At 69.9% G+C, this 25,823-nt stretch carries 16 protein-coding genes, 1 pseudogene and 1 riboswitch; of the genes and pseudogenes, 8 read left to right on the plus strand and 9 right to left on the minus strand.

Annotated elements, in window-relative coordinates:
* Nucleotides 1-140 precede the first annotated feature (140 nt).
* The 3 genes from ACIA6C_RS26755 to cobG are packed head-to-tail and all read right to left on the minus strand — an operon-like array spanning nt 141 to nt 3,588.
* The gene (locus ACIA6C_RS26755; RefSeq protein ID WP_399279577.1) at nt 141-1,646 is read right to left on the minus strand and encodes a precorrin-2 C(20)-methyltransferase; all 1,506 of its coding nucleotides are present in this window, start codon (nt 1,644-1,646) and stop codon (nt 141-143) included.
* A complete protein-coding gene (locus tag ACIA6C_RS26760) occupies nt 1,643-2,290 on the minus strand; it encodes a precorrin-8X methylmutase (RefSeq protein WP_366079843.1) in 648 nt (215 codons plus the stop codon). Before ACIA6C_RS26760 ends, ACIA6C_RS26755 begins: the two co-directional genes overlap by 4 nt.
* Nucleotides 2,287-3,588 carry a precorrin-3B synthase gene (cobG, locus tag ACIA6C_RS26765; protein ID WP_399279579.1) on the minus strand — a complete coding sequence of 434 codons (1,302 nt, stop codon included), beginning with the start codon at nt 3,586-3,588 and terminating at the stop codon, nt 2,287-2,289. Before cobG ends, ACIA6C_RS26760 begins: the two co-directional genes overlap by 4 nt.
* A 361-nt stretch (nt 3,589-3,949) precedes the next feature.
* A riboswitch (cobalamin riboswitch) is annotated at nt 3,950-4,028 on the plus strand.
* Between the two features lie 53 nt (nt 4,029-4,081).
* Between cobG and cobN the strand changes: the two genes are divergently transcribed.
* Both cobN and ACIA6C_RS26775 read left to right on the plus strand, forming a co-directional pair.
* Nucleotides 4,082-7,690: a cobaltochelatase subunit CobN gene (gene cobN, locus ACIA6C_RS26770; protein ID WP_399279581.1), complete on the plus strand. Its 3,609-nt coding sequence runs from the start codon at nt 4,082-4,084 to the stop codon at nt 7,688-7,690.
* Nucleotides 7,691-8,407: 717 nt separating this feature from the next.
* Nucleotides 8,408-9,488, plus strand: a pseudogene (locus ACIA6C_RS26775) (tyrosine-type recombinase/integrase); the annotation flags it as partial.
* A gap of 143 nt (nt 9,489-9,631) precedes the next feature.
* On the opposite strand, the gene ACIA6C_RS26780 reads toward ACIA6C_RS26775, so the two are convergent.
* The 4 genes from ACIA6C_RS26780 to ACIA6C_RS26795 all read right to left on the minus strand — a co-directional run bounded on the left by ACIA6C_RS26780 (nt 9,632) and on the right by ACIA6C_RS26795 (nt 11,624).
* Nucleotides 9,632-10,069, minus strand: a complete 438-nt coding sequence (locus tag ACIA6C_RS26780) for a hypothetical protein (RefSeq protein ID WP_399279583.1) — start codon at nt 10,067-10,069, stop codon at nt 9,632-9,634.
* 29 nt (nt 10,070-10,098) lie between these two features.
* Nucleotides 10,099-10,518 (minus strand): enterotoxin A family protein, encoded by a 420-nt coding sequence (locus ACIA6C_RS26785; protein WP_399279585.1) that lies wholly within the window; start codon nt 10,516-10,518, stop codon nt 10,099-10,101.
* Nucleotides 10,519-11,199: 681 nt separating this feature from the next.
* Complete coding sequence (locus ACIA6C_RS26790) at nt 11,200-11,430, minus strand: hypothetical protein (protein ID WP_399279587.1); 231 nt, start codon at nt 11,428-11,430, stop codon at nt 11,200-11,202.
* A complete protein-coding gene (locus ACIA6C_RS26795) occupies nt 11,427-11,624 on the minus strand; it encodes a hypothetical protein (RefSeq protein ID WP_399279589.1) in 198 nt (65 codons plus the stop codon). The genes ACIA6C_RS26790 and ACIA6C_RS26795 overlap by 4 nt, the downstream gene beginning before the upstream one ends.
* A gap of 156 nt (nt 11,625-11,780) precedes the next feature.
* Between ACIA6C_RS26795 and ACIA6C_RS26800 the strand changes: the two genes are divergently transcribed.
* On the plus strand, nt 11,781-12,503 hold the full coding sequence (locus ACIA6C_RS26800; RefSeq protein WP_399279591.1) for a GntR family transcriptional regulator: 723 nt from the start codon (nt 11,781-11,783) through the stop codon (nt 12,501-12,503).
* 70 nt (nt 12,504-12,573) lie between these two features.
* On the opposite strand, the gene ACIA6C_RS26805 is transcribed toward ACIA6C_RS26800, so the two are convergent.
* Nucleotides 12,574-13,416 (minus strand): GntR family transcriptional regulator, encoded by an 843-nt coding sequence (locus ACIA6C_RS26805; protein WP_399279593.1) that lies wholly within the window; start codon nt 13,414-13,416, stop codon nt 12,574-12,576.
* A gap of 259 nt (nt 13,417-13,675) precedes the next feature.
* Here ACIA6C_RS26805 and ACIA6C_RS26810 point away from each other — a divergent pair, with 259 nt between their 5' ends.
* From ACIA6C_RS26810 to ACIA6C_RS26830, 5 genes are all read left to right on the plus strand, one after another.
* Nucleotides 13,676-14,002: a hypothetical protein gene (locus ACIA6C_RS26810; RefSeq protein WP_399279816.1), complete on the plus strand. Its 327-nt coding sequence runs from the start codon at nt 13,676-13,678 to the stop codon at nt 14,000-14,002.
* Nucleotides 14,002-15,330 carry an FtsK/SpoIIIE domain-containing protein gene (locus ACIA6C_RS26815; RefSeq protein ID WP_399279595.1) on the plus strand — a complete coding sequence of 443 codons (1,329 nt, stop codon included), beginning with the start codon at nt 14,002-14,004 and terminating at the stop codon, nt 15,328-15,330. The genes ACIA6C_RS26810 and ACIA6C_RS26815 overlap by 1 nt, the downstream gene beginning before the upstream one ends.
* A 137-nt stretch (nt 15,331-15,467) precedes the next feature.
* Nucleotides 15,468-16,814, plus strand: coding sequence for a replication initiator (locus ACIA6C_RS26820; RefSeq protein ID WP_399279597.1), 1,347 nt, complete (start codon nt 15,468-15,470; stop codon nt 16,812-16,814).
* Nucleotides 16,807-16,992 (plus strand): helix-turn-helix domain-containing protein, encoded by a 186-nt coding sequence (locus ACIA6C_RS26825; RefSeq protein ID WP_257849041.1) that lies wholly within the window; start codon nt 16,807-16,809, stop codon nt 16,990-16,992. The genes ACIA6C_RS26820 and ACIA6C_RS26825 overlap by 8 nt, the downstream gene beginning before the upstream one ends.
* A complete protein-coding gene (locus ACIA6C_RS26830) occupies nt 16,989-18,257 on the plus strand; it encodes a tyrosine-type recombinase/integrase (RefSeq protein WP_399279599.1) in 1,269 nt (422 codons plus the stop codon). Before ACIA6C_RS26825 ends, ACIA6C_RS26830 begins: the two co-directional genes overlap by 4 nt.
* A 333-nt stretch (nt 18,258-18,590) precedes the next feature.
* On the opposite strand, the gene ACIA6C_RS26835 is transcribed toward ACIA6C_RS26830, so the two are convergent.
* The gene (locus ACIA6C_RS26835) at nt 18,591-25,583 is read right to left on the minus strand and encodes a polymorphic toxin-type HINT domain-containing protein (RefSeq protein WP_399279601.1); all 6,993 of its coding nucleotides are present in this window, start codon (nt 25,581-25,583) and stop codon (nt 18,591-18,593) included.
* Between the last annotated feature and the right edge of the window lie 240 nt (nt 25,584-25,823).

The raw sequence follows: 25,823 nt of genomic DNA on the forward strand, positions 1-25,823 counted from the left end.
GTCGCGGCGCGGCCTGCTCGGCGCCGGACGCCGGCGCGGGGCGCGGAAGGCCGCCGCCCCCTGCCCGGCTCGCGGAGCGTGAGAAGGCCCCGGACGCGCCGACCGCGAGTCGGCGCGCCCGGGGCCTCGGTGGCGGCCCCTTACCCGTAACGGCGCGGGGTCCAGGTCAGGCGGGTCCCGTCGGCCCGCTCCGTGACCTGGGTCTGCGAGGAGCCGACCAGCAGGATCGTGCGCATGTCCACCTCTTCCGGGACCAGTGCGTCCAGCGTGACGATCCGGACGGACTGCTCGGGGCCGCCCACGTCACGTGCGACGACCACCGGGGTCTGCGGCGAGCGCAGTTCGAGCAGCAGCTCGCGGGCCTGCGCCACCTGCCAGGTCCGGCTGCGCGAACCCGGGTTGTACAGGGCGAGCACCAGATCGGCCTGCGCGGCGGACCGCAGCCGCTCGGCGATGACCTCCCAGGGCTTGAGCCGGTCGGACAGCGAGATGGTGGCGTAGTCGTGGCCCAGCGGGGCCCCCGCCGCCGCGGCGGCCGCGTTGGCCGCGGTCACCCCCGGCAGGACCCGTACGGGCACGTCCTTGTACTCCGGCTGCCCCGCGACCTCCAGGACCGCCGTGGCCATGGCGAAGACCCCGGGGTCGCCGCCGGAGACCACCGCCACCCGCTTGCCGCGCCGGGCGAGGTCCAGGGCGAACTCGGCGCGCTCGGACTCCACCTTGTTGTCGGAGCCGTGCCGGACCTGGCCCGGCTTCACCGGCACCCGGTCCAGGTACGTCGTGTACCCGACGAGCACCTCGGCGTCCGCGAGCGCCCGCCGGGTCTGCGGGGTCAGCCACAGCGGCCCGGCCGGCCCGGTCCCGACGACCACGACCCCGCCCGGCCCGGACGGCACGCTGCCCGGGTTGCCGACGCGGCTGGGCACGACGGCGACGGCGAAGTACGGCACGCTGTCCGGGTCGGTGTCGGCGAGGGCTCCGGTGCGCTCCCCGGCCATCGTGGCGCGCTCGACGTAGCGGGCCTCGGCGAGCCGGCCGCTGTCCTCCATGGCCCGCCGCACGGCGGGGAAGGTGCGCCCGAGCTTCATGACGACCGCCGAGTCGGTGGCGGCGAGCCGGGCGGTGAGCTCCTCCTCGGGCAGGGTGCCGGGCAGGATGGTCAGCACCTCCTCGCCCTCCACGAGCGGGGTGCCGAGCCGCGCGGCGGCGGCGCTCACCGAGGTCACCCCGGGGATCACCTCGGCCTCGTAGCGGTCGGCGAGCCGCTTGTGCATGTGCATGTAAGAGCCGTAGAAGAGCGGGTCGCCCTCCGCGAGCACGGCCACGGTCCGGCCGGCGTCGAGGTGCGCGGCGAGGCGGGCGGCGGAGGCCTCGTAGAATTCCTCCATGGCGCCCTGGTACCCGCCGGGGTGGTCGGTGGTCTCGGTGGTGACCGGGTAGACCAGCGGCTCCTCGATGTGGTCGGCGCGCAGGTGCTTCGCGGCGATCGAGCGGGCGATGGACCGGCCGTGGCGCGCGGAGTGGTACGCGACGACGTCGGCCTCGGCGATCACCTCGACGGCCCGCAGGGTCATCAGGGAGGGGTCGCCGGGCCCGAGCCCCACGCCGTAGAGCTTCCCGGGGCCGGTGCTGTTCGCGGTGCTCATTCTTCCTCGCTCGCGATCGCGTTGACGGCGGCGGCCGCGATGGCGCTGCCGCCGCGCCGGCCGCGCACGATCAAGTGGTCCAGTGCGCAGGGGTGTTCGGCGAGCGCGTCCTTCGACTCGGCGGCGCCGATGAAGCCGACCGGGACGCCGATCACGGCGGCGGGGCGCGGTGCACCCTCCTCGATCATCTCCAGCAGCCGGAACAGCGCGGTCGGCGCGTTGCCGACGGCGATCACGGAACCCTCCAACAGGCCCCGGTCCCGCCAGACTTCGAGGGCCGCTGCGCTGCGGGTGGTGCCCATCTTCGCGGCGAGCGCCGGGACGGCCGGGTCGGAGAGGGTGCAGATGACGTCGTTGTCCGCGGGCAGCCGCTTGCGGGTGACACCGCTCGCCACCATCTGTACGTCGCACAGGATCGGCGCGCCGGCGTTCAGGGCGGCCCGCGCCCGCAGCACGACGTCGGGCGTGTAGCCCAGGTCCTGCGGCAGGTCGGTCATCCCGCAGGCGTGGATCATGCGCACCGCGACCTGGGCGACCGAGGCGGGCAGCCCGGAGAGGTCCGCCTCGGCGCGGATCGTGGCAAAGGACTGGCGGTAGATCGCCGCGCCGTCCTTCTCGTACTCGAACACTGTGTACTCGCTCATTTCTTCGCTGCGTCGTGGGAGGTGGTGCGGCGTGCGTCCCTGAGGGCCGCGGGAAGGTCGGTGGGCCGTACGCCGTGGCAGGGGGCGTGGCCGGGGGCGCGGAGGTCGTATCCGTCGGGGGTGGCCAGCACGTCCGCCCAGGCGGTGCCGCGCGGATGTCCGCAGCGCCGTTCGCATCCCGACCAGTGCACGGGCAGCGCTCCGCCCGCGAGGGCGGTGACGGCCCGCGCGTCGGCGCGCACGTCGCTGTGGGACCGGGCGCACCCGGGGCGCCCCGTACAGGCCGTCACGGACCGCCAGGGGTCGGCGGGGGTGGTGATCAGCCCGGCGTCGGCGAGGACGGCGAGGGCGTCCGCCGCGGTGGCGGTGGTCAGGCCGGGAACGACGACGCCGCGCCAGGGGGTCAGGCGCAGCCGCCCGGTGAGGCCGGCCAGCAGGTTCCACTGGGCGGTGGTGAGGCGTCCCAGGGGCGCGAGCACGGAAAGCGCCGCGCTCCGCCCGGGCCCTTCGACCACGCCGGGTTCGGGCGCGGCGCCCCGCGGCGCGGCGGCATCGGCCATGACGGTCGACCCGACTGCGGCGCCGGTCAGCCGTTGCCCCAACTCCGTGACGGTGAGGGCCTGTTCGGCGGGCAGTTCGGCGACCCGCCAGGCCCGCGTCCCGGCGTCCCGGGCGGCGTCGAGGAAGTACCGGGCGGCGACCAGGGCGGCCCGCGGGGCGTCCGTGGCGGACACGAGCAGTCCGTCGCGGGCTCCGGCCGTGGTGAGCAGGGCGTGCCCGGGCCCCTGCGCGAGCAGGTTCACGTCGGCGTCGAGGGAGCTCACGTCGCCGCGCCCGTCGTCGAGGGCGAACAGGAAACGCCCGGACAGCGCGACGGCCTCTTCGTCCGCGCAGAGCAGCCGGTCCAGCTCCGCGACCCAGGGCGCCACGTCGGGCAGGCCGCTGCGGTCGAGCCCGGTGAGCGGCGAGGCCACGATGTTGCGCACCCGTTCGTGGGAAGCCACGGGCAGCAGTCCGGATGCAGCCAGTACGGAGGCGAGCTCTCCTCCGCAGGAGGCGCCCAGCCCGCGCAACTGCGCGTTGCCGCGCGAGGTGAGGTCGATGTGCCCGTCGCCGAGCCGGTCCGCCGCATCGGCGAGCAGCCCGGCCGCGCGCGCCCCGAGCATCCCCCCGGGTATCCGGACCCGCGCGAGGTACCCGTCGTCCGCCGAGTGCAGCCGCAACGCGCCGGGACATGCGTCACCGCGCTCCCGTATGACGGGTTCGTCCCGCGATGCGGCGGAAGGCGGCTGTGGCATGGCCGCGAGCATACCCACGTTTCCCCACCCCCGGCCTGTGTCCACCGCCACCCTGATCTGCGTCCCCCCACCCGGAGCCCCAACTCCACCTCCACCCCCACCCCCCGACCCAGCCCACCGCCGTTCGAGGCGCCGGAGGGGCTGGGACTCAGCGCCCCCGCCCGACACATCCAACCCCGCCGCCCGAATCCAGCCCCGCCGGCGTTTGAGGCGCGGGGGCCCGGGGGCAGAGCCCCCACAACGCCCCGCACCCACACCCGCACCCACACCCGCACCCCCGCCGCCCCGCCCCGCCCGCACCCACCTAAGATGACCACCGGCGGAGCCACACGGCCCGCCATCGCCGAGGACGGCGACATGGGAGGAAGCCCGGTGCGATTCCGGCGCGGTCCCGCCACTGTGAACCCCGCGGAGCAACCGGCAGGGTGAGTCAGGAACTCCCGCCGTCCACACTGCCCGGGGCGCGGAAACCCCGAGGAAGGCCTGCCGCCGCATGATCCTGCTGCTGTCGACGTCCGACACCGATCTGCTCAGCGCCCGCGCAGCCGACGGGCCCGTCCCGTACCGGTTCGCGAACCCCTCCCGCCTTCCCCTCGACGACCTCCCCGCCCTCCTCGACGGGGTCGACCTGGTCGTCGTACGCCTCCTCGGCGGCCTCCGCGCCTGGCAGGACGGCCTCGACCTGCTCCTGGCCCCCGGCCAGCACCGCTCGGTCGTGGTCCTGACCGGCGAACAGGCCCCGGACGCCCAGCTGATGGAGGCCTCCACCGTCCCCATCGGCATCGCCGCCGAAGCGCACGCCTACCTCGCCCACGGCGGCCCCGCCAACCTGGACCAGCTGGCCCGCTTCCTCTCCGACACCGTGCTCCTCACCGGCCACGGCTTCGAGCCCCCCGCGGCCGCCCCCACCTGGGGTCCCCTGGAGCGCACCCCGGCCGGTACCACCGGCCCCCGGGTCGCCGTTCTCTACTACCGCGCCCACCAGATGAGCGGCAACACCGCCTTCGTGCACGCCCTGTGCGAGGCCATCGAGGCCCACGGCGCCCAGCCGCTGCCCCTCTACGTCTCCTCCCTCCGCACCCCGGAGCCGGAGCTGCTCACCGCCCTGGAGTCGGCGGACGCCATCGTCACCACCGTCCTCGCGGCGGGCGGCACCAAGCCGGCCACCGCCTCGGCCGGCGGCGACGACGAGTCGTGGGACGCCGGTGCCCTGGCCGCGCTCGGCGTGCCGATCCTCCAGGCCCTGTGCCTGACCGGCTCCCGCAGCGCGTGGGAGGAGAACGACGAGGGCCTCTCCCCGCTGGACGCCGCCACCCAGGTCGCCGTCCCGGAGTTCGACGGCCGCCTGATCACCGTCCCGTTCTCCTTCAAGGAGCTCGACGACGACGGCCTGCCCGCCTACGTGGCCGACCCCGAGCGGGCCGCCCGCGTCGCGGGCATCGCCGTACGCCACGCCCGGCTGCGCCACATCGAGCGCCGCGACAAGAAGGTGGCGCTGGTCCTCTCCGCGTACCCGACCAAGCACTCCCGCATCGGCAACGCGGTCGGCCTGGACACTCCGGCCAGCGCGGTCGAACTGCTGCGCACCCTCATCGCCGCGGGCTACGACTTCGGTCCGACCGCCGACATCCCCGGCCTGGTCTCCGGCGACGGAGACGAGCTGATCCGCGCCCTGATCGAGGCCGGCGGCCACGACCAGGACTGGCTCACCGAGGAGCAGCTGGCCCGCAACCCCGTCCGCATCCCCGCCGCCGACTACAAGCGGTGGTTCGCCGAGCTCCCGGCGGAACTGCGCGACAGCGTCAACGCGCACTGGGGCGAGGCCCCGGGCAGCATGTTCGTCGACACGTCCGCCAACCCCGAGGGCGACATCGTCCTGGCGGCCCTGCGCCGCGGGAACCTCCTGATCCTCATCCAGCCGCCGCGCGGCTTCGGCGAGAACCCGATCGCGATCTACCACGACCCGGACCTGCCGCCGTCGCACCACTACCTGGCCGCGTACCGCTGGATCCAGGCCCGCGAGGAAGACGGCGGTTTCGGCGCGGACGCGATGATCCACCTGGGCAAGCACGGCAACCTGGAGTGGCTGCCCGGCAAGAACGCCGGCCTCTCCGCCTCCTGCGCCCCGGACGCCGCCCTCGGCGACCTCCCCCTGATCTACCCCTTCCTCGTCAACGACCCGGGCGAGGGCACGCAGGCCAAGCGCCGCGTCCACGCCACCCTGGTCGACCACCTGGTGCCGCCGATGGCGCGCGCGGAGTCGTACGGCGACATCGCCCGCCTCGAACAGCACCTGGACGAGTACGCGCAGATCAGCGCCATGGACCCGGCGAAGCTGCCCGCCATCCGGGCGCAGATCTGGACCCTGATCCAGGCGGCGAAGCTCCACCACGACCTGGGCCTCGAAGAGCGCCCCGACGACGAGGGCTTCGACGACTTCCTCCTGCACGTCGACGGCTGGCTCTGCGAGGTCAAGGACGCCCAGATCCGCGACGGGCTCCACGTCCTCGGCGGCGCCCCGACCGGTGAGGCCAGGGTCAACCTGGTCCTGGCGATCCTGCGCGCCCGCCAGATCTGGGGCGGTACGACGGCCCTGCCGGGCCTGCGCGAGGCCCTCGGCCTGGACGAGTCCGCGCCGACCCGCACCTCGGCGGACGCGGTGGAGGAGACGGCCCGCGCCCTGGTCCAGGCGATGGAGGACGCGAACTGGTCTCCGGACGCGGTCGCATCGGTCGCGGCGGACCACGCCCCGGAGGTTTCGGCGGTCCTCACCTTCGCCGCACGGGAGGTCGTCCCCCGCCTGGCCGGCACCACGGACGAGATCGCCCACGTCGTGGCCGCCCTCGACGGCCGGTTCATCCCTGCGGGCCCCTCGGGCTCGCCCCTGCGCGGCCTGGTCAACGTCCTGCCGACCGGCCGCAACTTCTACTCGGTGGACCCCAAGGCCGTCCCCTCCCGCCTCGCGTGGGAGACGGGCCAGGCCCTGGCCGACTCGCTCCTGACCCGCTACCGCACGGACAACGGCGAATGGCCCGCCTCCGTCGGCCTCTCCCTCTGGGGCACGAGCGCGATGCGCACGGCGGGCGACGACGTCGCCGAAGCCCTGGCCCTGCTCGGCATCCGCCCCGTCTGGGACGAGGCCTCGCGCCGCGTCACGGGCATCGAGCCCATCCCCCTCCCGGAACTCGGCCGCCCCCGCATCGACGTCACCCTGCGCATCTCGGGCTTCTTCCGCGACGCGTTCCCGCACGTGATCGGCCTCCTGGACGACGCGGTCCGGCTGGCGGCCTCCCTGGACGAACCGCACACCGAGAACTTCATCCGCGCCCACGCCCAGGCCGACCTCGCCGCCCACGGCGACGAACGTAAGGCCACCACCCGCATCTTCGGCTCGCGCCCCGGCACGTACGGCGCCGGCATCCTCCAGCTGATCGACTCCCGCGACTGGCGCACCGACGCCGACCTCGCGGAGGTCTACACGGTCTGGGGCGGCTACGCGTACGGCCGCGGCCTGGAGGGACGTCCGGCCCGCGCCGAAATGGAGACCGCCTACAAGCGGATCACCGTCGCGGCGAAGAACACGGACACCCGCGAGCACGACATCGCCGACTCCGACGACTACTTCCAGTACCACGGCGGCATGGTCGCCACGGTCCGCGCCCTTCGCGGCACGGCCCCCGAGGCGTACATCGGCGACTCCACCCGCCCGGAAACGGTCAAGACCCGCACCCTGGTCGAAGAGACCTCGCGCGTCTTCCGCGCTCGCGTCGTCAACCCCAAGTGGATCGAGGCGATGCGCCGCCACGGCTACAAGGGCGCCTTCGAACTCGCGGCGACGGTCGACTACCTGTTCGGCTACGACGCCACCACCGGCGTGATCGCCGACTGGATGTACGACAAGCTGACGGAAACCTACGTCCTGGACCCCGAGAACCGCGCCTTCCTCGAACAGGCCAACCCCTGGGCCCTCCACGGCATCGCGGAACGCCTCCTGGAGGCCGAATCCCGCGGCATGTGGGAAAAGCCGGACCCCCAGATCCTCGAATCCCTCCGCGAGGTCTACCTCGCCACGGAGGGCACCCTGGAGTCCGAGTCCGAATAACCCCGCACCGCAGGACGCTCTCCCCGACCGATCGCCCGGTCGAGGAGAGCGCCCTACCCCGACACGGCGACGCCCTCATCGACGTCCCAACTGCTACCTCAGGCCGCGCGCCCGCCGCACCTCCCGTCGCCGCCGACGGGAGGTTTCCCAAGCCTCCGAGTGCACAACTGTGCGCGCGTTTCCTCGCTCTCGGCACCCGGCTGCCGCACGACCGGATCAACAAGGCCCGCAGTCCCGGCATGCGGGTCCCCTGAACCACACAGAAGAGCGACGCTGCGCGTCGAGATCCGGTCACTGGGAAGCCCCCGTCCAGTCCAGCGGGGCCGAGGCACCACCTACATGGAAGCTTTGGCCGCGCCCCGCGAGAAGCTCGAAAAAACCGTCCAAAGCAGGTCCCCACTAGACGCCACCAGCTCCACGGCGCGCTCCGCGACGCCCGCCGCGCCTGGCACACCGAACAGGCCCGCGCCAAGGCCGGCCGTCCCGACCTCGACCGACGACAACCTCGTCCTCGGCCACTGGACCTACCACGGTTCGGGTAACAGCCCCGGCGCCGGGCTCCTCACTGCTGGCGTATGGCACCTCAGAGAACCGGAACGGCAGTTCCTAGCGGAAGGGGGCTGCTGATGACCTCGCATCAGCCCACCGTGCCCCACCAGGCACCGAGTAAGCTGCAGGAACTGCTGACCGTGCCTCAGGTCATGGCACGCGTCCAACTCGCAGGGCAACATCAGCGAGTACCTGACGTACTGGCTGGAGGCCGTCGCAATCCACCAGCTCCGCGAGAACCCCCACACCCGCTACACCGCCTGCGTCCACCAGCGCCTCATCCCCGGCCTGGGCAAGAGGAAGCTGGCCAAGCTCACCGCCAAGGACGTCCGCACTTGGCTCAACCAGCTCCGCACCACCTGCCAGTGCTGCACACGCAACGTTGACGCCCGCCGTGATCAGGCCCGCTGCTGCGCAGCCGGAGTGTGCTGCTCCAAGCGACTCTCGCCGCTGACGCTGGCGTACATCCACTCCGTCCTTAAGTGGGCCTTGGAGCACGCCGTCCGCGAGGAGGAGACCACACGCAACGTGGCCCGCAACGTCCGCACCGGTACACCACGTCCTCGTTGGTTCGAACCACTCACGGGAGATGAAGCCCGTCAGTTCCTCGCTCCGCCCGCGATGACCGCCTGTTCGCGCTGTACGAATTCGCCCTCCGCACCGGACTCCGCAAGGGCGAACTCCTCGGCCTCCAGTGGGAAGACCTCGACCTCCAGAACGGCATTGCCAGCATTCGCCGCACCCTCTAGCGCACCCAGAACGGCGGGTTGACCGCCCTGCCCACCAAGACCCGCGCATCCGAACGGCGCATCGCCCTCCCCAGCGAGTGCATCCACTCATTCAAGGGACACCGTGAGGTACGGAAGGAGAACGAGAGGCAGCAGCGGAGGACTGGAGGGACAACGGCCTCGTCTTCAGCACGCCAGCAGGAGGGCCGATCGATCCAGCGAACCTCAATCGCAGCTACCGTGCCCTCCTCGATCGGGCAGAGCTCCGCCGGATTCGCTTCCACGACCTACGGCACCCCACCGCCACCCTGCTCCTGGAGCAAGGCATCGAACTCGTCGTGATCAAAGAACTCCTCGGCCACGCCCACATCGGCGTCACCGCCACCGTCTACGCCCACGTCCGAGTCCGGCTCCAACGCGACGCCATCGACCTCCTGTGACGCACGCTCCGCAACTCCACCGAGACCACCGTTCCAGACGCCATTGCCGACCCACCTCCTTGCGGACCGGCCGTCCGCTGACGTTACCGTCAGCTACTGCCGTCAAGCGCGCAGAAGCCCCGCCGGAATCGGAATCCGGCGGGGCTTCAAAACTTCCCCTGCGACCAGAATCAGGGGAAATTTGCGGCGATTTATCGGCTATGCATGCGCCCTGCCCTCAGGGCTTATTGACTGCCATCGCCGGAGGCGCTGCGGCGTCGATCCTTGGAAAATTCGCCAGCCAAACGCGCTTCGAATTCTTCCTTTTGGTTCTCATTCCAATACTTGACGGAACGCCATCGCTCTTGATCGTACTCCTCATGCCACTGCCATGGAGAGGCCAGCGCCCACAAGGCATTCCATGACACATCGACCTGCAGGCGGATCAATGGCTGCGCCTCATTGCCTCCGTCCGCGAAAGGTAGGGAATGCTGAAGCGTGACCACGAGATGATGCAGGGTGGTTCTGACGGCACGCACCATTTGCCGCTCGTCAGTTCCGCGCTCCGCCTGGGCCAGTCGCGCAGTTCGGGCCATGAGGAACGATTCCAGGCGTGTGACATCGTCGATGGTGAGGTCACACCCGTAGCGCAGCGACCCTCTTTGGCCCTTTGGAACTTCCATGTTCTTCCCCGATCGACTGGGATGGACCGCTACCTCTGCCAAATTGGCTCATCGTAGTCGAAGTCAATCTCACCCCACTCGTCCTTCTTCCAGACTCGGGTCACATGCTCCCACGAGATTCCACCATCGAAGGCTATCTCCGCCTCGTGGGCATTTGGGTTCATGCCGCCCATTCTCGCGTTAACATCAATTCCGCCCGGTGCCCCACTAATCTCGTATACGTACCCATGCCTGGCAGTGGGGAAAGTGGCAGCAGTCTGTGCATGCCTGGACGTCGATACGAAGCTACCGTGAGTATTGTTTTCTACGTACTCGCCAAGGGTTGTGCCCGCATCCGGATTGCGGGGCATAAATCCGCCGGCCTCTTCGATCTCAATGGGCGACCTCGTATCACCGCGATAAACCGTACCGCAGTTGTGAACCAGGACCGGCGTAGCGCCAGCCAGCACATAGTACGTGTGCTCGCTGGACAGTCTTCCCCTGCATTTTCGCTGGTCAGCGAATTCTGGCCCGTCCGTGGAAGCACGTGGAAGTCCCCTGCTGTTCGCCCCTGTTGCCGTCAGCGTTGCCGTCAGACGGCTACGTGCGTGAGGGCGGTGGAGTGGGCTTTGGCCGGTGTCCTGCCCGGGTTGGGGTCGGGCATGGTCAGGGGGCCGTACGCTGGCCCGGCAACTCGGGCAGGCTTTGGACCTGCCCGGAATTTGAACGAGTGGCCCCCTGGTCTTGCCCTACGCGGGCCCCGACCCGGGGAGGTGGGTAAAGCCCACGGAGCCGACCGGCCCCACCTCCGGGCCTCCGCCCCGGCCAACTCCCCTCCGTCGCCTCGCCGTCGGCCTGGCGATCGCCGCGCGGGCGCGTCCGGTCTTCTTCGCGCTTCCGGTAGCCGCTGCGCTGCCTCTGCGCGGCCTGGTCGCTGGCCGGCCCGCGGTGGCGGAGCCGAGAGCGGGCCGGGTGGGCGGCCGTGCCGCGCGCGACCCGCGTCAGCGGGTCGCCTTGAAGACGTAGAGAAAGTTTGGACGCATCCCGCTTCGGCGGTACGCCGTGGTCGGTGGCCGAGCGTCCGGCTGGGCCGCTGGCCTGGCGCGATGGCCTCCGGCGTGTGGGTGCTGTTCCGGTTTGCGGTGGTGGTTCTACTCGGCTCGGGTGACCTTGGCGTGGTCGGTGAAGACGCGTCTGAAGAGCTCGTGGCCGGTGTGTCCGGTGTGACGGAGCGCCCAGTCCTGTGCGGCTTCCTGCTCGGCGTGGGGTCCGGATTCGGCTCCGCAGTTGGCAGTGGCACAGAACGTCTTGTAGGTGATGCCGCCTTCGGGTGCGTGGCGGATGGTGTGGGGGATGTGCCGGTATACGGCGCGGGGGCTCACTGGTGGCCCTCCGGGTGGCGTCGCATGTAGACGTTGCAGTCGCTGACGGTGGTCATATCGCCCACCAGGCGGGCCCGGTCACGCACGTTGGCCAGCTCGGCACAGCCCGCGCAGCCCTCGACCGGTGCCGGCTCCGGGTCCAGGCGCAAGGGGAGTTCGACCGGCGGGGTCGAGTACCTGGTCGGCTCCGTCACTGCACATCGCCACCTCTCGAACGTGACATGGCCGACCTCTTGACAGGTCGGTGCTCTAGTTCAGTATTCGAGTGGCCGAAGCACTCCCGCTACGGTTCGTAGTGCACTAGTGTGCTCTCACTGACATTACGTCAACTCAACGGAGGGGCAAGCCTTATGCCCAGTTCCAAGACGTTCACGAAGATCGCGGATCACTTCCGGGAGCGCATCCTGTCGGGAGAGCTTGAGCCGGGCGCCAAGCTGCCGACGAACCGGGAGATCGCCGGCCAGTGGCAGGCTGCGGCCGCCACCGTCTCCCGCGCCTTGCAGGCCCTCCAGGTGGAGAACTTCATCCGCACCACCCCGCGCGGCACCTATGTCGCCGATGACCCGCGCTGGACGCTGTCGGCGCGGGACCGGCTGGCCCGGGTCCAGCGGGTGAAGTCGTTCCTGGCCGAGGGTGAGACGAGCCGGGTGACGGCGGCCGAGCTGATCATTCCGCCGCTGTATGTGGCGGAGATCTTCGACCTGGAGGCCGGGGACCAGGTGGTGCGGCGCGAGTGGCTGGCTGGGCGGGGCAAGACCCGGACCGTGTTCGCGGTGACCTGGTACCCGGCCCCGTTCGCCGCCCTCGTACCGGACCTGCTGAACACCGCCCCGGGCCGCAATCACGGACTGTCCGCCCGAGTCCTGGAAGCCACCGGGCGCACGATCACCCACGCCCGTGACGACATGCACGCCCGCCCCGCCGACGCCCGAGAGGCCAGCGCCCTGGGGCTGCCGATCGGCTCCCCGATCCTGGCCGGCGCCCACCGATGGTCGGACGCGGAGGGGGTCATCGAGTACGGGGAGTGGTGCCTGCCGCCCCGGTTCACCATCGGCTACGAGTACCAGCCCTGACCGATCCACGCGAAGCGTCCCCGAATGCCAGCCTGCGGCCTTCGGGGATGCTGTCGTTCACGTGTCCGCCTCAGTCCGCGTCGCGGCCTTCGAGGCGTTCGACACGCTCCTCCAGCTCCTCGATCCGCTCCAGGGCTCGTTCCAGCTTGTAGGCCAGATCCGCCACTCCGGCAGCCGGGAACGCCTTCTGCGGGGCAGCCGACGCTTCGTCCGACTCGGCCACCGGCTGCACCGCGACCGGCACCTCTGTGCCGAACTCGCCCCCCACGACGACGTACGCTATCGACCCGTTCCGCTGGTGGGCCTTCTTCATCCTGCCCTCCAGGGCGAGGAAGGTCAGGGCCTGGTCTGCGGATTCCGGGTCGCCGCCGATCGTATCGACCACCTCGTCCACGGTGACCGTGGCGCCCCTGGCCAGTGATCCGTCCCTGATCTTGCGGACCAGGCGGCCGTGGATGAGCTGGGTGGCGAAGCCGTGGTCGTCCCAGTCGCGTACGTAGACCTCGTCGCCGGGCAGCTCGCCGGGGTAGCGCAGGAGGAAGTTGCCCGCCAGCAGAGAGATGGCGTTGGTGACCACGTTGAGCGGCACCGCGTAGTGCTCCGCCAAGACCTCGCGGGCGGGCAGCCTGGCCCCGGGTGCCAGAGTGCCGGTATAGATCTGCTGCTGGAGGTCGCCGGCGACCTTCTCGAAGGCGTCCTCGAAGTCGGCTGAGCGCGTGACGAAAGTGCCGCGCCCCTGGCGGGCGATGACCCAGCCCTCGTTCCTGAGGAGCCGGATGGCCTTCTGCACGGTCAGGCTGGATGCCTTGTAGGTCTGCATGAGCTGGCTCTGCGTCGGCAGGAGCTGGCCTGGACGTAGTTCGCCGTCCCGGATCTGCTGCCGCAGGTCGTCCGCGATGCGTTCGAACGTCAAGCGCGCTTCGTCAGCAGCAGCCATGTCCATCCCCGGTCCGATTCCGATTCCATCCGCCGCGGGCCGCCCGCTGCCTGTCGTGTTTCACCAGCTCAGCGGCCTCACGGGGTCAGGGTAACCGCCGGATGGATGGACCATGGCGAGAACGGATGGAACTCAATAGGGATGGACTTCGGATGGAATGAATGTATGGTTGCGGCACGCGATCACCCACACGGGTGGCTCGCACCCCTCTACCTGGAGGTTTGCCGTGAAGACCATGCCCATCGACCAGTCCCAGGCCCTGGTGATCCTGGCCTCCGAGTCCCGGCCGCACTTCAAGGACCGCGAAGGCCAGCAGCCCGCGATCGACCGGGGCACCGGCGCGCACCTGCACCTGGTGGACGTGATGTTCGCCTTCAACGGCCGCGCCGAAGTGATCACCGTGAAGGTCCCGGAGCCGGGTCTCGGCAAGGGCCTGAAGGTCGGCCTGCCGGTCGTCTTCACCGGGCTTGTCGCGTCGGCCTGGGAGAACGAGATCCACGGGAAGGACCGGCACGGCATCTCCCTGCGCGCCGACGCCGTCACCGCCAAGGCGGGCGCCTGATGAGCGGCAACCCCCTCGGGCTCGCGCTCCTGGCCGTGGTTTGTCTCGGCGTGCTCGGACTGCTGGGCTGGGCCGGGTACTGCGTCGCCCGCTGGTACCGGGCCGACGCCGAGACCCGGATCAGCCTGCGGCAGGCGCGGCGGCTGCGGTGGGGCTGGAAGCGGCTCGCCCCGATGCTCGGCCTGGCAGTCAAGGACGCCACTCCCACCGTGCTCCAGCAGTTCGGGCCGCAGGAGCAACAGCCGAAGCCGCAGGTGCTGGTGCCGCGTTTGCGCACCCGTGCCGACGCCTTCGGCGTCACCGTCACCGCCGATGCCCTGCCGCAGGTCGGGCTGAGCGCCTGGCAGGACGCCAGCGAGGGCCTGTGCGACGCCTGGGGAATGCGCCGCATCCGGATCAGCCAGCCCAAGCCCGGAGTGATCGTCGCGCGTGGGTTCCGGCGTGAGCCGCTGGAGGCGGTGATCCGCTCACCGCTGCTCGGTCCTGATGGCTCCCCGGTGTGCCGACCGGGTCAGTTCGTCTCCACCGATGACGTGCTGCTCGGCTGGGACGAGGACGGCACCCCTATCGTGCTCAACCTCGCATACTCCGCGCACGCCCTGGTCGCCGGCCCCACCCGCTCCGGCAAGTCGATCACCGTCAACACCCTGCTCGCCTACGCCTCGCTCATGCGGGATGTGCGTCTGATCGTGATCGACCCCAACCTCGGAGCTGTCGCGCCCTGGTGGCGTACTGCCTACAAGGTTTCCGATGCCGTCCACCCCGAGGTGCCGACCGAGATCCTGCGCTGGGTGCGCGAGGAGATGCAGCGCCGTGAGCGGCTGTTCTGGTCCGGTCGCACTGACCGCATCACCGAGTTCAGCCCGGAGCTGCCGCTGCTGCTCGTGGTGATCGACGAGGTGGCGAACTACACCCGGCACCCGGACCGCAAGGCCCGCGAACGCTTCGAGGCCGAGCTGCTCGCCATCGCCAGCCAGGGCGCCAAGTTCGGCATCCGGCTGTGGCTCCTCACCCAGAAACCCTCCGCCGACGTGCTCACCACCGCCGTCCGCACCAACCTGTCCGCCCGGATCTGCCACCGCGTCGACACCGTCGAGGACTTCCTGCACCTCTTCCCCGACGGCCGGGAACTGGACATCACCGCCGCCGACCGCACCATGCCCCAGGGCGTCTCCATCGCCTCCGTCGGCGACATGCGCACCCCCGTCCGGCTGCGCTCGGTCTACCTGCCCACCGAAGCCTGCTGGCAGATCAACGACCTCATGTGCGCCGAAGGGCTCAAGGTCCGCGACCTGCCCAACCACATCGACCTGGACAAGGCCGCGTGACCGCCGCCTCCTGGTCCTGCTTCGCAGTGATCCCCGGCAAGGGCGTGTAGTCGCCAAACCCTCGCCCCTGCCGGGGCCTCCCTCCCCATCCATCCACGGCACACGCGTGTGCCGCAGCGCAGAGAGGTCCCGCCAGCATGCCACCGCACAACCCCACCACCACAATCCCCCGCCCCGAACCCGCCAAGGCCGCGCTACCTACATTCACCGGGTACCGGAACCTACTCGGCGTGGTACGGCAACTATCCTCGCTCGGTGGCTGCGCCCAGCCGATCCGGCTCGAAGGTCAGCGCACCGAGATCGACGCGTTCACGGGCGAGATACTGCGCGAACTGAAGTCCAAGGAGCTGCCCGCCGGGCACCTGCTGGTCCGCTGCGGCAACCGCCGCACCACCCGCTGCCCCTCCTGCGCCGAGCTCTACCGCCAGGACACCTACCACCTCATCGCCGCCGGCCTGCGCGGCGGCAAGAACATCCCCGACCAGGTCGCCACCCACCCCCGCGTCTTCGCCACCCTCACGGCGCCCTCGTACGGGCCGGTCCACGGGCGACGCACCAGCGGCTCCGCCCGCTGCCGCTGCGGACGCACCCACACCAAAGGCGACCCACTGCTCGGCACCCCGCTCGACCCCGAGCGGTACGACTACACCGGCGCCGTGCTCTGGAACGCCCACGCCCCCGCCCTGTGGGCCCGCTTCATGCTCCACCTGCGCCGCACCATCGCCGCCGCAGCCGGACTCCCGCAACGACTGCTCTCCAAGGTCGTCCGGGTGTCGTATGCCAAGGTCGCCGAGTACCAGCAGCGCGGAATGATCCACTTCCACGCCGTGATCCGCCTCGACGGCCCCACAGGCAGCCGCACCCCGCCACCCGCCTGGGCCACGCCCGTACTTCTGGCCGATGCCATCCGGCTCGCGGCCACCCGCGCCCGCATCGACGGATCAGAGGTCAACGGTCGCACCCGCTCCTTCGCCTTCGGCGAGCAGATCGACATCAGGATCATCCAGTCCTCCGCCTTCCAGGGCGGGACCACGATCACCGAGGGCAAGGTCGCCGGATACGTCGCCAAGTACGCCACCAAGGGCACCGAAGCCGCCACCGGCACCCTCGACCACCGGCTGAAGAAGATCACCGACCTCTGGTTCGAGTCCGTACCCGAGCACGCCGCCCGCATGATCCGCACCGCCTGGGCCCTCGGCGCCCACGACGACCTCAAGCACCTGAACCTGCGCAAGTGGGCCCACATGCTCGGCTTCCGCGGCCACTTCTCCACCAAGACCCGCGCCTACTCCACCACCCTCAGCGCCCTCCGAGCCGCACGCGCCGCCTGGCACCGCCGACACACCCCTCCGCCCTCACCAACCACCCTCGTCCTCGCCCACTGGGCCTACGACGGCACCGGCCTCACCCCCGACCTCGAACGCCTCGCCACCCTCATCGGCGGCGGCCCGACACGAGCAGAGGCGGTGACAGCCGATGCGTGACGACGAACTCCTCACCGTCCCCGAGGCCATGGCTCGCCTCAAGATCGGCCGCTCCGCCCTCTACGACCTCCTGCGCACCCGCCGCCTGGCCTCCCTGACCATCGGACGCGCCCGCCGCATCCCCACCCACGCCCTCGCTGACTACGTCCAGCGCCACCTGGAAGAGGCCGCCCGATGACCGCCCCCAAGCGCAAGAAGGCCCGCGCCAACGGCGAAGGCACCATCTACCAGCGCAAAGACGGCCGCTGGGAAGCCGCCGGCTACGTCCTCGCCGCCGACGCCACCCGCAAACGCGTCCGCGTCTACGGCGCCACGCGGAGGGAAGCCGCAGACAAACTCGCCGAGAAGATCGCTGACAGCAACCGCGGCCTCCCCGTCGCCACTGCCGACAGCACCGTCGGCGAGTACCTCACCTACTGGCTCGGCAGCGTCGCCATCCACCGACTCCGCGAGAACACCCACACCCGCTACGCCGCCTGCGTCCGCCTCCACCTCATCCCCAGCCTCGGCACCAAGAAGATCGCCCGCCTCACCGCCAAGGACGTACGCACCTTCCTCGACCGACTCCGCACCACCTGCCAGTGCTGCGCCCAGGGCCTGGACACCGAACGGAAGGAGTGCTGCGCCGTCAGCGAGTGCTGCCAGAAGCAGCTGTCCGCCTTGACCGTGACCTACGTGCACTCGGTGCTCAAGTCGGCACTGGAACACGCCGTCCGCGAAGACGAACTACCCCGCAACGTCGCCCGCAACGTCAAGGCCACCACGCACCAGCCCAGGCGCTTCCGTCCGCTCACCGCAGCGGAGGCCCGCCAGTTCCTCGACGCGGCCCGCGCCGACCGGCTCCACGCGCTGTACGAACTCGCCCTCCGCACCGGACTCCGCAGAGGCGAACTCCTCGGCCTCCATTGGGAAGACCTCGACCTCAACAGCGGGACCGCCAGCATCCGGCGCTCGCTCCAGCGCACCCGCACCGGCGGCCTCACCCACCTGCCCACCAAGACCCGAGCATCCGAACGCAGCATCGCCCTCCCGACCGAATGCATCCACTTCCTCAAGGAGCACAAGCAGCAACAGGACATGGACCGCAAGGCCGCAGACTCAGCCTGGCAAGACAGCGGCCTCGTCTTCACCACGCCCACCGGCCGACCTCTCGACCCAGCCAACCTCACACGCCGCTTCCGTAGCTTCCTCGACCGCGCCGGACTCAGACGCATCCGCTTCCACGACCTCCGCCACTCAACCGCCACCCTGCTTCTAGAACAAGGCGTCGACCTCGTCGTCATCAAGGAACTCCTCGGCCACGCCCACATAGGCGTCACCGCCGGCGTCTACGCCCACGTCCGCCTTCGCATCCAACGCCAAGCCATCGACGCCCTTGGCAACGCCTTCAGCCCGACGGACAACGACTCCGACGACCCACCCGCCGCGACCATCGTCCACTGACGTTGCCGTCACCGTTGCCGTCAAACACGGCAGAGGCCCCGCCGGAAATTCATTCCGGCGGGGCCTCTCAATGCACCTACGAATACAACTCCAGCCATCCCCAATCACCGGGACACGTGCTCAGCTCTCGAAGGCAGTACTTCAGGCAATTCTGAAGAGTGGGTGCGTCCGTACGGATCAATTCGCGCCCACCCAGTCCTGGACCTGACATCACCATCGTCCAGGGCTTGTGTCCTGTTTGCATGCGCTCATGGTCAACCTTGAGGAGGACGCTGACACCAGCCCTCCCCAGCTGATCCATTAGTAGCTCAATATCCACCATCACTACTCCCCTCAATACCCTCGCAACATCGAGGCAATCTCCCCAACATCCATGCTGTGGCCTGCCTTTTTGGGAGTGGCGACTCTGGATATAACACTCCACAGCTCATCCGAGGTTGGCCCGCTGGTGATGCCGTTGCGATCCATTAGCTGGGATACAACAGCATGAGCAGTTCGCTTATTTCCATTGTCGAACATGTGACTACCGGCAATGTCTCGAATCACCACGGCCGACTTCTCCCAGAAGCTACCATAGCGACTCGCGTTGATCATTACGTTCTCGGGAGTTCCACGCTCCGCGACCATCCCGCCGAATCCGCGGTTGAGCTCAGTTATCTCATCCGGCGAGACGGGGTTCTTGAAGCCGCCGCCACCGCAATTGTGGACGAGTACCGGCGTGGCCCCCGCCAGCACATAGTACGTGTGGAGGTCGGCGACCGTGAGGTTGTGCGTGGTGACCGCGTAGGGGTAGTTGCGGACCGCGGTGATGTTGAGGGTCGTGCCGTCGGGCTGGCGGAGCTTTTCGCCCGGCTTGAGTTCGCCCGCGTCGACCCACTGGTGGCGGGATTCGCTCCAGTAGGGGTGGTGGTGGGTGGAAGTGATCGTTGCCGGCGGGCCGCGGGGAGCGGCGTCGTCGGTCAGGGTGAGGTCGGTGAAGTCCTTGTCGTCGGGCGTGGTGATGGTCGTGACGACGGTCTTGGCAGCGCTTTCACCCGTCTGCGGGTCGGTCGCCATCACACGGTCGCCGTCATGGACATCGGCGATCGACTTCGTGGAGCCGTCCGCCATCAGGACCTGGACCTCGGCGGGGAAGCTGTTGTGCTTGAGACAGGCGTCCCCGGCCTCGGACTCGGCGGAGCCGCTGCTCCTGTTGGCCGATTCCGCCTCGCTCTTCGCGGCGTCGGCCTCGCCCTTGCCGGCTTTCGCCTCGGTGCCGGCGGCATCGCTCGCCGATTCCTTGGCTGCGGCTCCTTCGCCTGATTTGGCTGCCTTCGTCGCTGCGGCGGCCGCCTCCTCCTCCGCCTTCTTGGCCTTGGAGAATGCCTGCATGGCCTTCGCGGCCCTGCCCTCGGCGACGTGGATGGCGTCGTAGGCCTTGTTCATCTCCTTGTAGATCTTGTAGGCCTTGATGCCTATCTTGACCGCTTTGAAGATCTTTCCCCACGGAACCGAGTTGAGGGCCGTGTTGATGCAGGCCATCACATCGCCCTTGGTGAAGCAGTCCCGGGCGTCGTTGAAGCCGATCAGGTCCATGACGACGTCGATGATCGCGTGCTGCAGCTCATCGCGGCGCTTCTTGGCCTTCGCCACCTCGCCATTGGCGCTGTCAAGGGAATCTTGGGCGGCATGCGACCCCGACGATGTATGGCGGGGCGGCGTGGATCCTACGTGGACCTCCACCGGAGCCGGCGATGGGTCCATGTCGTAGGCGACCTGATCCTCATGCGTGCGCATGAGACCGCTGGGGTCCGAGCCGTTGACCGGGTCGTTGTTCGAGTACCCGTACGCGTTCCACTGCTGCGGGTCGCCCGCGTCGATGAGCGGGTCCGGGCTGATGAAGCGGGCCGTCGTCGGGTCGTACTCGCGGGCTCCCAGGAGGGTGAGGCCGGTGGCCTTCTCCTTCGTGCCGCCGACGAAGCCCTTGTCGCCCGCCCAGGCGCCCGGCGCCGGCTGCGTGCCGCGGTCGTTGCCGAACGGGTCGGTCGGGCGGCGGACCTGGGAGAGGTCCGAGGCGTTGAACTGCACGCCGTTGGTGCCGTGGTGGTCCGACGCCTGGTAGGCGAGGGTGGACGTGCCGCCCGTCGTGGTGCGGGTGACCGCCATGCCGCCCGGGGCGCCGTAGGTGCGGACGTCGGAGACCTTGCCCGTCGCCGTGTCCACGGTGATCTGGTCCGCGCCCAGGTTCAGCGTGGTGCTGGTCGGGTCGCGGCGGATGAGCTGGTTGCCGCCCGTGTCGTACACGTAGCTGGTGCCGGCGCTCTGGCCGGTGCCGGTGATCTTGTCGAGCTTGCCCTGGTCGTTCCACGTCAGGGTCTTGGTGCCCGCCGTATTGGTGATCGAGGCGGTGTTGCCGGTGGCGTCATAGGTGTACGAGGTCACCTTCGTGCCCGCCGTGCTGGTCTCCGTGGAGGCCATCAGCGCGTGCGGACCACCCGTGCCGCCGCCCGTCTTCGGGTCGGTGGAGGGAGTGTTGGGACCGGTGCCGAAGGTCTGGGTGACCGTCGTGTCCTTGGTCGCGTTACCGGTGATGTCCTTCTTGACCAGCTTGGTGCGGTTGCCGAGCTTGTCGTACTCGTACTGCTGCCAGTACGGCGCCGGACCGCCCACGCTCGGCTTGCCCGTACCGTCCACCGCAGGGCCGCCGCTGTTGGCGCAGCCACCGATCCCGCGCACGCTCGGCTGGGGAGCCGTGCCGGTGGCGCCGGTGTCGGTCCAGGCCTGCGTCATCCGGCCCAGGTAGTCGTACGTGAAGCACTGCAGGTCACGGGCCGTCCCGTCCTGCGTGTTCCCGACCGACGTGAGCTTGCCCGCCTGGTTGTAGGTGTAGTCGACGACATCGACGCTCGCCGTGGTCGCCGTCTGCTTGTCCAGCGTCGAGCGCACCGGGCGTCCGGTGGACAGGTCGTAGTCGAGCGTCGAGACGATCTGCTTGCCGCTCTTGCCGACCGTGCCGCGGATGGGCCGGCCGAAGGCGTCGTAGCGCACGTCGACGACGTACGGCGTGAGCGTGGTGCCGATCATGCCGTCCAGCGCCAGCAGGTTGCCGGCGTTGTCGACGTTGAAGGTGAGCGTCTCCGCCTTCAGACCGGCTTCGGGAACCGCCGGCAGGGTGGTCGTCTCCAGCTGACCGTAGGGGCTGTAGGTGTTGGTGGTCTCGTAGATGCCCTGGAGTTTGTTCTCGCTCGCAGGGACCGTGATCCTGCTGCCGAGCGGACGGTAGCCGCCGTCGTAGCCGGTGACCTCCGAGCGGTACGCGGCACCCGCGGCTCCTCCGACGTAGCGCGTGGTGCTGTCGGGCTTGCCGAGCACCTTGCTGTCGTAGGTGAAGGCGCCCACCTGCTTGGCCGGATCGACGGCCGTGCCCTCGTACGTGGCGATCGTGCGGCCGAGGAGGTCGCTGACCGTCGTGGCGCTCTTGCCGCGGGCGTCGGTGGCCGTGACGAGGCTCTTGGCGTCGTCGTAGACGGTCGTGCTGGTGCCCGCGTCGGGGTCGGTGGTCTTCACCGTGCGGCCGAGGAGGTCGTACGCGAAGGTCCACTCGTTGCCGGCGCCGTCCTTGCGCGACAGTTCCTGCCCCTGGGTGTTGCTCACGTACGTGGTCTCGTCGTACGCGCCCGTAGGGGTGTTGCTCTTGTACTGGCGCAGGACCGAGGTCAGGCCGTTGGTGATGGTCGCCGTCGCGAAGCCGCCGTTCGGCGGGGTCGAACGGACCTCGTCGGCGCCCGGGTACTCCGTCTTCGAGCGCCACTGCTCGACGCCGAAGGACTGGAACACCGAGGCGGTCTGGCGGCCGAGACCGTCCAGGACCGAGACCGTCTGCGCCGGGATCTTGCTGTCCGGGTTGACACCGCCGTTGGGCAGGAACAGCGCCCCCGACGGGTCCTTCTCGTCGTTGTAGTAGGGCGCGCTGGTCTTGACCTGGTGACCCTGCGAGTCGAACAGCGCGTCCGTGACCAGGCGGCCCGTGACGCCCGAGCCGGGGGTGGCCTGCGTCTGGCGGACGCGGCCCAGGCCGTCGTAGATGGTGTAGCTGGAGGTGTAGGTCTGGCCGTCCTTCATGAGCGCCTGGCTCAGCACGGTGGACGGCGCGTTCGTGCCGTTCATCGCGTAGGAGAACTTGCGGACCGGGAGGAAGGAGTTCGCCCGCTCCTGCCCCGGCTGCCAGATGGCCAGGACCCGGCCGAAGGCGTCGTAGTCGCGCTCGGCGACGTGCCCGTTCTCGTCCTTGGTGATCAACGGCAGCGAGCGGCCGATGTCCAGGGTGTTCGAGGACTTCCAGCCCAGCGGGTTGGTGTGCACGACCTCGGAGGGCAGTACGCCGGTGGCCGGCTTGTACTCCGTGGACGTGACCGCGCCACCGGGGTGGGCGGCATCCTTGCGCACCTTGTTGGTGTTGCTGGTGACACGGCCGTACGCGTCGTATGTGGACGTGGAGTTGAGGCGGTAGACCGGCTTCCCGGCCCCGTCGTACGTCTCCAGGACCTCGGTGCCGGTCTGGTCGGCGGTCGCGGCGGACTGCCCGAGGGGCAGGCCGTCGAAGTAGGCACGCGTGTCGCCGACCGTGTTGGCGGCCGTCGGCGCCTGACCGCAGGCGGCCGACAGGACGAGCGTCCGAGAGGCGATCTGCGTCAGGGCTCCGCCCGGACCGGTCGCGTACTCGAAGGTGGTGCAGAGGCGCTCGGTGGGACGGGAGACATCGCTCACGTCGTCGACCTGGAGCGGACGCGAGAACAGGGTGGTGTCGTACGTGGACGTCCGCTGGCTGGTGCGCCAGGTACCGTTCGCGAGCTTGGCCCGCGAGGTGACCTTGGCCGTGTTCATCGCCCGGGCCGTGATGGCGGGCATGCCGCCGGACTGCGCGCGCGTCGCGGTGACCGCACCGATCCACGGGTCGGAGACCTCGTCGCCGACGACCGTTCCGCCGTCACGGTCGTAGGTCTCGGTCTGACGGACGAAACCGGAGAGGACGTCCTCGTCCTTGATGGTGCCGCCCTGCGCGTCCCCGATCGTGACGCTGCGCTTGCTGCCGTTGGCGAGGACGTCGCCGTCCATGCCCCGCAGGTACGTCGTCACGCTCTTGCTGCGCGGGGCCTCGGCGCTGTTGCCGTTGCCCGTCCGGGTCGTGACCGTCGCGAAGCCGCGGAACTGGTCCCACGTACGGGTCTTCGGGTCGGCGGACTCGGAGTCGTTGCGGTGCCAGGCTATGCCGCCGCCGTACTCGTAGTCCGTCACCGAGGTGACCTGGCCGGCGACCATGTCCTGCTGGGTGACCGACTGGATGACGATCTTGTTGAACCAGTCGTTGACCGGGTCGGGGTAGGACTGACCCGGCAGGTACCACTTGACCGGCATGCAGGCCATGGTGTTGCCGTCCTCGGAGGACGGCATGGTGCCCTTGAGGCGCGAGCACTCGGGGGCCTTGTAGACCACGTTGATCCGGCCACCGGTCTCGGTGGTGATGGTCTGGATGCGCGGGCGGTTGTACGGCGGCGCCGATGCGTCCGTACCGTCCGGCCGCTTGACGACGCCGTCGACGCGGTTGGCCATCTGGAGCGGCTGGAAGGACACCGCGGGCAGCGTGATGGCCGTCTTGCCGTTGGAGCCGGTGCGCTGGATCGAGTCGAGCCACAGCGTGGGTGCGGTGCCGTCACCCGGGTCCTGGAACGACTGGTTGAAGGCGAAGGAATCGACCTTGCGCCAGGCGGTACCGGTCCACACCTCGGTGTACAGCTGGGTGAACTTCTTCGTCGTGAAGTACGTCGGGGAGAGGTTCAGGCACTGCCCGGTGGCGGGGCACTCCTGGTCGACCGGGGTGTCGGGCCAGGACTTGGCATTCGCTTTGGTGCGCTGGGCGGGGTCGGTGCAGGTGACCGTCCCGATGACGACGCAACGCTCGGCGTTCTTGATGACGACCTGGGCTGCCGGCTTGGCCGCGCCCTTCGCCGCGATCTGATCGGGCAGACGCTGGCCGTAGCCGATCCAGGTCGGGTAGGAGGCGCGCTGGTACTTGGTCGAGGTGCCGGTGCCGTTGTTCTGGCCGCCGCCGCGTCCGTAGTAGTTGTCCTCCTGCTCGTAGCGGTAGGAGATCAGGTTCTGGTGCGGGTCCACGACGTAGTCGAGGTTCCACTGCCAGCCCATCTGCACGAACGAGCCGTTGGCCGGGGTCTGGGCGCCCAGGCACTTGTCCTGGCCGCTGTTGAAGTACACCGGGACGGTGGAGACGGACTTGGCCTCCGGGTCGGTGCCGTCGCCGCCGGGGAGCCGGTTGGAGCCGAAGTAGTACTGGGTGCCGTCGGTGGTGGTGACCTTGAAGCCCTCACCCTTCCAAGCCGCGTTGCGCTGGCCCGTCAGGCGCTCGATCTTCGTGCCGTCCTCGCCCTGGAGGCGGTAGACACAGGTGGTGTCGTCACGCACGATCTGGCCGGCATGGCCCGCCAGCGACAGGGACAGGATGTCGCCGGCCCAGCACTCGTCACCCGAGTCCTTGATCCCGGCGTCCTTGCAGCTCTTGTAGGAGCGGGAGATGGAACCGGGGCTCCACTCCCATCCCTCGCCGAAGCCGCTCGCCTGCGCGTTGGTCGACGCAGTGCGGCCGTCGATCGAGGAGGAGTCGTAGCCCAGTGACACGTCGGGCGCCGCGCCGGCGATCGACGACGGCACCTCGACGGTGTACCCGTAGGTGAAGTTCGCGGCGTTGGAGCCGGCCTGCCAGGAGGCGGACGGCAGCAGCGGAGTCGCGGAGTAGTCACCGCTCGCACCGGCCGGACCCGGCTCCACGGCAAGGGCCACGCCCTGGGCGGCCAGCACCTGCGGGGCGGCTGCCGGAGCGGACTTCGCCCCGGGCTGCGTCTTCAGCAGAGCGGAATTCGCCGGGGCGGAGGCCGCCTCGGCGCTCTTGGGGGCCTCGACCTCCGCGACGAGTCGCCCGGAGGCGTCCCGGTGGGAGGCGACGGGTGTACGGGTCGTACAGCCGGCGGCACCAGGGGTGATCAGGGCACAGGTGGGCAACTGCACCAGCCGCGCGCGGTCGGCCCAGTTGGCGCCTGCCGTCTTGGCCCAGGCCCGCACGTCGAAGCCGACTTGCACCGTGCCGGACGCAGTGGCGCCCGACGGCTCGGTGAGGGCGACGAGGGCGCCGTTCACACCGGCGGCCCGTGCCTTGGTCTCGTCCTTGACCTCGACCTTGAGCGTTCCGCTCCCGCCGCCGGAAGCGTCGGGGGCGCCCTGCGGGGTACTCGCGGAGGGCTTCGCCGCCGCCTTTCCCGGCCCCAGCCAGACGGGCAATGCGCCTGCCTGTACCGAGGCAACTCCGGTTGCACCGGCGGCAGTTCCCGGACGGCTCAGTTCAACGACTGCCGCGCCGACGGGGTTTGTGGCCTTCGCATCCGGAACCCACGTGCGGCCGTGGTCGGTTCGCTTGCCCGATGGCTTCGCATCCGCACCCTTGACGGGTTTGGCGTTGGGCAAGGGAGTTTTCGGTGGCACCCACACCTTCGGCGGCTTGTCAGCCGCCTCGGCCAGGGG

Source organism: Streptomyces sp. NPDC051578 (genome assembly GCF_044454045.1).
Classification (GTDB): domain Bacteria; phylum Actinomycetota; class Actinomycetes; order Streptomycetales; family Streptomycetaceae; genus Streptomyces.